General features: G+C 70.7%; 4 protein-coding genes and 1 pseudogene. 2 read left to right on the forward strand and 3 right to left on the reverse strand.

All coding sequences use genetic code 11. The features are described 5' to 3' along the window. Positions 1-1419 (reverse strand): annotated as a pseudogene (locus VGF12_RS01660) (ATP-dependent DNA helicase); the annotation flags it as partial. Further along, positions 1419-2627: a DNA polymerase IV gene (locus tag VGF12_RS01665; RefSeq protein ID WP_331174308.1), complete on the reverse strand. Its 1209-nt coding sequence runs from the start codon at positions 2625-2627 to the stop codon at positions 1419-1421. The gene VGF12_RS01665 and the pseudogene VGF12_RS01660, both read right to left, overlap by 1 nt. Positions 2628-2698: 71 nt before the next feature. Here VGF12_RS01665 and VGF12_RS01670 point away from each other — a divergent pair, with 71 nt between their 5' ends. Beyond that, positions 2699-4099 carry a patatin-like phospholipase family protein gene (locus VGF12_RS01670; protein WP_331174309.1) on the forward strand — a complete coding sequence of 467 codons (1401 nt, stop codon included), beginning with the start codon at positions 2699-2701 and terminating at the stop codon, positions 4097-4099. Here VGF12_RS01670 and VGF12_RS01675 read toward each other — a convergent pair whose 3' ends face one another. Continuing rightward, on the reverse strand, positions 4100-5080 hold the full coding sequence (locus VGF12_RS01675) for an aldo/keto reductase (protein WP_331174310.1): 981 nt from the start codon (positions 5078-5080) through the stop codon (positions 4100-4102). Positions 5081-5188: 108 nt separating this feature from the next. On the opposite strand from VGF12_RS01675, the gene VGF12_RS01680 reads away from it, so the two are divergent. After that, positions 5189-5623 (forward strand): YidB family protein, encoded by a 435-nt coding sequence (locus VGF12_RS01680; RefSeq protein WP_331174311.1) that lies wholly within the window; start codon positions 5189-5191, stop codon positions 5621-5623. Positions 5624-5855 lie beyond the last annotated feature (232 nt).

Here is a 5855-nt window from a genome sequence, read left to right on the forward strand (position 1 = left end):
ATAGAACTGCAGCATGGGCCCGACGTCGAGCGGATGATTCTGCACATGTTCGCCGAGGGCGGCGTTGACGCGCTGCAGCGCCTCGGCCAGGTCGTCGGGCACTTCCGGCAGGGCCTCGTAGTCGCCCGCCTGGGCGTCGCCGAGGTCCTTGAGTTCGCCGGCCAGGCGGCGCAGCGGCGTGCGCAGGCTCGCCGGCGCGGCGGCCAGGGCCTCGCGGACGCGCGACAGGCTGAGCTGGGTGCTGTACATGTCGCGCGTGCGGTCGATGAGGTTGTGTGCCTCGTCCACCAGCAGCGCCAGTTTCCAGCCCTGGGACTGGGCCAGGCCGTAGAGCTGGCCGTGGGGATCGAAGGCGTGGTGCACGTCGCCGACGACGACGTCGGCCCAGCGCAGCAGCTCCTGGCCCAGGTAATAGGGGCAGATGCCGTGCTTGAGCGCGATGCGGCGCTGCGCGGCAGGGTCCAGCCAGGCGGCGGCGACGGCGTCCTGCCGGGCCGCGGCCAGGCGGTCGTAAAAGCCGCTGGCCAGCGGGCAGGCGGCGCCGTGGCAGGCCTTGTCGGGGTGTTCGCAGGATTGCTCCTTGGCCACCAGCGTCAGCACGCGCAGGGGAAGGCCGGGGCTGGCATCGCGCACGGTCTGCAGCGCGTCCAGCGCGGTCAGGCGCGCGGTGCCCTTGCAGGTCATGTAGCCGATCTTGTCCAGCCCCTGGGCCGGCATGGCGCGCAGCAGGGGGTAGAGGGTGCCCAGCGTCTTGCCGATGCCGGTGGGGGCCTGGGCCAGCAGGCAGCGGCCGTTGGCGGCGACGCGGTAGACGGCCTCGGCCAGCAGGCGCTGGCCCGGCCGCAGCTCGCCCAGCGGAAAGCGCAACTGGCCCAGCGCCGCGTCGCGCGCACCGCGGTGGGCGGCCTCCTGTGCCGCCCAGGCCTCGAACTGCACACAGCGGGCTTCGAAGGCGGCCTGCAGCGCGGTGGCCGTCAGCGTCTCGCGCAGCACGGTCTCATGCTGGGTGTCGGCGTCCACGTAGACCAGGGCCAGTTCCAGTTCGGCCAGCCCGCGGTCCGCGGCGATGAGGGCGCCGTAGGTCTCCAACTGCGCCCAGTGCAGCGCGCGCCGGTTCTCCGGGATGAGCTCGACCGGGCCGCGGATGGTCTTGATCTCTTCCAGCCGGTTCACATCGGCCTCATAGCCGTCTGCGCGGCCGCGCACGCGCAGCTGACCGTGCAGGCCTTCCAGCGGCAGCTCGGTTTCGTAGCCGGGCGAGCGGCGCGCCAGCACGGCCAGTTGGCCGGCCTGGCCCTCCAGCGCGGTGGCCGAGGGCGTGAAGCGGCGGTCCAGATCGCCATGCTTGGCGGTGAACTCGCAAAGGCTGCGGACCGAGACGGTGTAGGTCCAGGCCGGGGAGGAGGCGGGTGAAGACATCAGAAGAGCGAGAGATTCTCTCGCTCGGGCGCTTTGGCCTTGTCGACGGCCGGCGCCGGCGGCGGCACCTCGCTGGCGTGCACCAGGTTGCCGATGCGCACGCCCATCAGGCGCAGCCGCTTGTCGAACTTGACGCGCTTGAGGCACAGGCCCGCGGCGTGGCGGATGTCGGCGGCGGTGGTGATGGGGGTCTTCAGAGTCTGGTCGCGCGTGACGGTGATGAAACCCTCGAAGCGCAGCTTGATGCCCACCGTCTTGCCCGCGTAGCGCTTGCGGGCCAGGTCGCGGGCGAGGCTCTCGCAGAGCTCGTCCATGATGCCGCCGAGCAAAGCCTTGTCGTGCACGGCGTGCAGGTCGCGCTCGAAGGTGGTTTCGCGGCTGATGGACACCGGCTCGCTGTGCGTGACGATGGCGCGGTTGTCGCGCCCGTGCGAGGCCGCATGCAGCCAGCTGCCATAGCTCTCGCCGAACTGCTCCACCAGCCATTCGGGCGCGGCAGCGGCGACGTCGCCCACGGTTTCCAGCCCCAGCCTGACGAGCTTCTCGCCGGCCTTGGGGCCGATGCCGTTGATCTTGCGCACCGCCAGCGGCCAGATCAGGCGGGGGATGTCGTCCAGCGTCAACACCGTGATGCCGTCGGGTTTGTCCAGCTCGCTGGCGATCTTGCTGAGCAGCTTGTTGGGCGTGATGCCGATGGAGCAGGTCAGGCCCGTCGCGCGCCCCACCGAGTTCTTGATCTCGCGGGCCACCGCCTTCACGCCGCCGAGCGGGTCGTGCCCCACGGCGTCGCGCACGCCGGGCACGTCGGTGAGGTCGATGTAGATCTCGTCGATGCCACGGTCCTCGATGACGGGGGCCACCTCGGCCACCGCGGCCTTGAACAGGCGCGAGTACTTGCGGTACGAGTCGAAGTCGGCCGGCAGCAGGACGGCGTCGGGCGCGCGCAGCGCCGCCTTCATCAGCCCCATGGCCGAGAACACGCCGAGGTCGCGGGCGGCGTAGGTGCTGGTGGTGACGACGCCGCGGCCGGTGTAGTCGCGCAGCCTGGCGTAGCGCCAGGAGCCGTCTTCCAGCTGCTGCGGCGCATCGGCGCGCCGCCCGCCGATGACGACCGCCTCGCCCCGCAGCTGCGGATAGCGCAGCAGCTCGACGGACGCGTAGAAGGCGTCCATGTCGAGGTGGGCGATCCAGCGGGGTGGTTGCTGCATGGCCGGATTGTCCGGCGGCGGCCCGCCAGGGTCTGACAGCATCGGCAGAATGCGCGGGTTCGCCCACCGTCATGACCGAGAGACGCCCGATGCGCGCCCTGCTGCTCTTTTGCACCTGCTTGCTGCTGGCCGCCTGTGCCGGCGCGCCCCTGAACCCGCCACGCAACAGGCCGACGGCCCACCAGGTGCCGCCGCAGGCGCCCAAGGCGATGGGCAAGGACACCCTGGTGGCGCTGAGCTTCTCGGGCGGCGGCCTGCGGGCGTCTGCCTTCGCGTACGGGGTGCTGGAGGGATTGCGCGAGCAGCCGTCCACGCCGGGGCACAACCTGCTCGACGAGGTCAGCTTCATCACGAGCGTGTCGGGAGGCTCGCTGACCTCGGCCTATTTCGGCCTGAACGGCGCCGACGGCCTGCGCGAGTTCCGCGAGAAGGTCCTGCTGCGCGACGGCGAGGCCGGCCTGAGGTTCAACCTGCTCAACCCCAACAACCTGCGCCGGCTGTTCGCTGGCGGTCTGAACGACCGCAGCGACTTCAACGACTGGCTGGAGAAGGACGTCTTCAAGGGCGCCACCTTCGCCGACATGTTCAAGCGCTCGCGGCCGGTGGTGTGGATCAGTGCCAGCAATGTGCAGTACCGGCTGGCCTTCCCGTTCCACGAGCGCACGTTCGATGCACTGTGCAGCGACCTCGCGAGCTATCCCGTCTCCGAGGCCGTCGCGGCGTCCATGGCCGTGCCGCTGTTCTTCGCGCCTGTGGTGGTGGAACGCTTTCCCGAGGCCTGCCAGGTCCAGCTGCCGCCGGGCCTGGCCGTGCGCCGCGACGAGCGCGACGACCAGTACCGGCTGCGCCTGGCCTTGGCCCGCCTGTTCCGCGACAACGCCAACCCCAAGGCGGGGCGCTATCTGAAGCTGGTGGATGGCGGGCTGACGGACAACCTGGGCCTGGTGGCCATCCTGCAGAGCCGGGTGCTGCTGAACACGCCCTACGGTCCCATCCCTGAGCAGGACGCCGCCACGATGCGCCGGCTGCTCTTCATCGTCGTCGACGCGGGCCAGGGGCCCAGCGCCGACTGGGCCCGCGAGGTGGCGGGGCCGTCGGGCGTGGAGATCGCGTCGGGCGCCGTTGACACGGCGATCGAGAGCACCATGCGCATGAGCTACGCGAGCTTCGTGCCCATGGTGCGCAACTGGGAGCGCGATCTGGTGACCTACCGCTGCAGCCTCAGCGACGAGCGCAAGGCCGCCCTGCGTGCCGCCAACCCCGACTGGCAATGCGAAGACATCAAGTTCAATGTCACGCAGATCAGCTTCGCCGACCTGCCGGAGGCCGAGGAGCAAGCGTTGAACCTGATCCCGACGCGGCTCAAGCTGCCGGCCGAGCAGATCGACCGCCTCATCGCCGCGGGCCGCCGTGCCGTGGCGGCGGACGGCGCGGTGCGGCGCTTCTCTACGGCCGTGCAGCGCGGCGACTGATCACCACAACGCGTGGACCTGCGGCGCGATGCGTCGCCGGTAGAGGTCGGCCAGGGCCTGCATCAGTGGGGCAGGCAGGGCGGCGAGGTCGGCCGCGCTGACGTTCTCGTCCACCTGCGCCGGTGTGCGGCCGCCGGGGATGGCGGCGCTGACCGCCTCGAACATCAGGATCCAGCGCAGCGCCAGGCGGGCCATGCTGACGCCGGCCGGCAGGAGCGCGCGCAGCTCCTCGACGGCCGCCAGTCCCTGCTCGTAGTCCACGCCGGAGAAGGTCTCGCCCTTGTCGAAGGCCTCGCCCTGGCGGTTGAAACCGCGGTGGTCGTCGGCGCCGAAGCGGCTGTCACGCGTGAACTTGCCACTGAGCATGCCGCTGGACAGCGGCAGGCGTGCCAGCACGCCGACCTGGGCGGCCTGGGCCGCGGGCAGGAAGACCTCGGCCGGCCGCTGGCGGAACAGGTTGAAGATGATCTGTACCGACTGCACGCCGGGGAACGCCAGCGCCGCCATGGCCTCGTCGATGCGCTCGACGCTGACGCCGTAGTTGCGCAGCTTGCCTTCGCGCACAAGGTCATCCAGCGCGCCGAAGACCTCGGGCATCGCATAGACCGCGCTGGGCGGGCAGTGCAACTGCAGCAGGTCGAGCGCGTCGGCGTCGAGGTTCTTCAGGCTGCGCTCGATGAAGGGGCGCAGGTCGCGGTAGCCCTCGGCGACGTGTGGGTCCAGGCGCCGGCCTGCCTTGGTGGCCACGAAGAAGGCGTCGCCGGGGCGCTCGCGCTTCAGTCGGGCCAGCAGGCGTTCACTGTGGCCGTCGCCGTAGACATCGGCCGTGTCGAAGAAGTTCACGCCGCGGTCCAGCGCGCGATGCAGCGCCGCCATGGCGGCCGCGTCGTCGGTACGGCCCCAGGTGCCGCCGATGGCCCAGGCGCCGAAGCCGATGGCCGAGATGTTCCAGCCGGTGCGGCCGAGGGGACGGTAGATCATGGCAATGCGAGCGGAAGTGAAGACGGTATTGTGGTTGATAGCGCTCTCATTTTGTGGCCCCGGTCTTTTTCCATAGACTGCCCTCGGGTCATTTCACTGGAGATTGCAATGGGACTTCTAGATCAGGTTCTGGGCGCCGCCACACAGGCTTTGGGCAGCCCGGGGCAGCAGGACGGCCAGCCCAACTGGCCGGCCCTGATCGCCGGCCTGCTGGCCAACGGTTCGGCCCAGGGCGGCCTGGCCGGGTTGCTGCAGCAACTGCAGGCCGGCGGCCTGGGCGAGCAGGTGCAGAGCTGGATCTCCAGCGGTACCAACCAGCCGGTCTCGGGGGGCGAACTCGGCAATGCGCTGGGCGGGGCGGGCGGCCTGCTCGGTCAGCTCGCGCAGCAGGCGGGCGTGTCGCATGCCGAGGCGGGGGAACAGCTCAGCCAGTGGCTGCCGCAGATCGTCGACCGGCTGACGCCCCAGGGCCAGTTGCCGCAGGGCGGCGCCGGCGGCCTGGGCGACATCGCCGGCATGCTGGGCGGGCTGCTCAACCGCTGACTCCCAAAAAGCAGCGGCCCCGGTGACGGGGCCGCTCTGGGGGCTGTCCCGCCGTCAGGCGGGCGCCGGAATCACAGCACTTCGGAGGCGAAGTCCGCCAGGCGGGAGCGCTCGCCGCGCGCCAGCGTCACGTGACCGCTGTGGGCCCAGCCCTTGAAACGGTCCACCGCGAACGTCAGGCCCGAGCTGCCTTCGGTGAGGTAGGGCGTGTCGATCTGCGCCAGGTTGCCCA

Origin of the sequence: Roseateles sp. (genome assembly GCF_036404855.1) — a bacterium.
Lineage (GTDB): Bacteria > Pseudomonadota > Gammaproteobacteria > Burkholderiales > Burkholderiaceae_C > Pelomonas.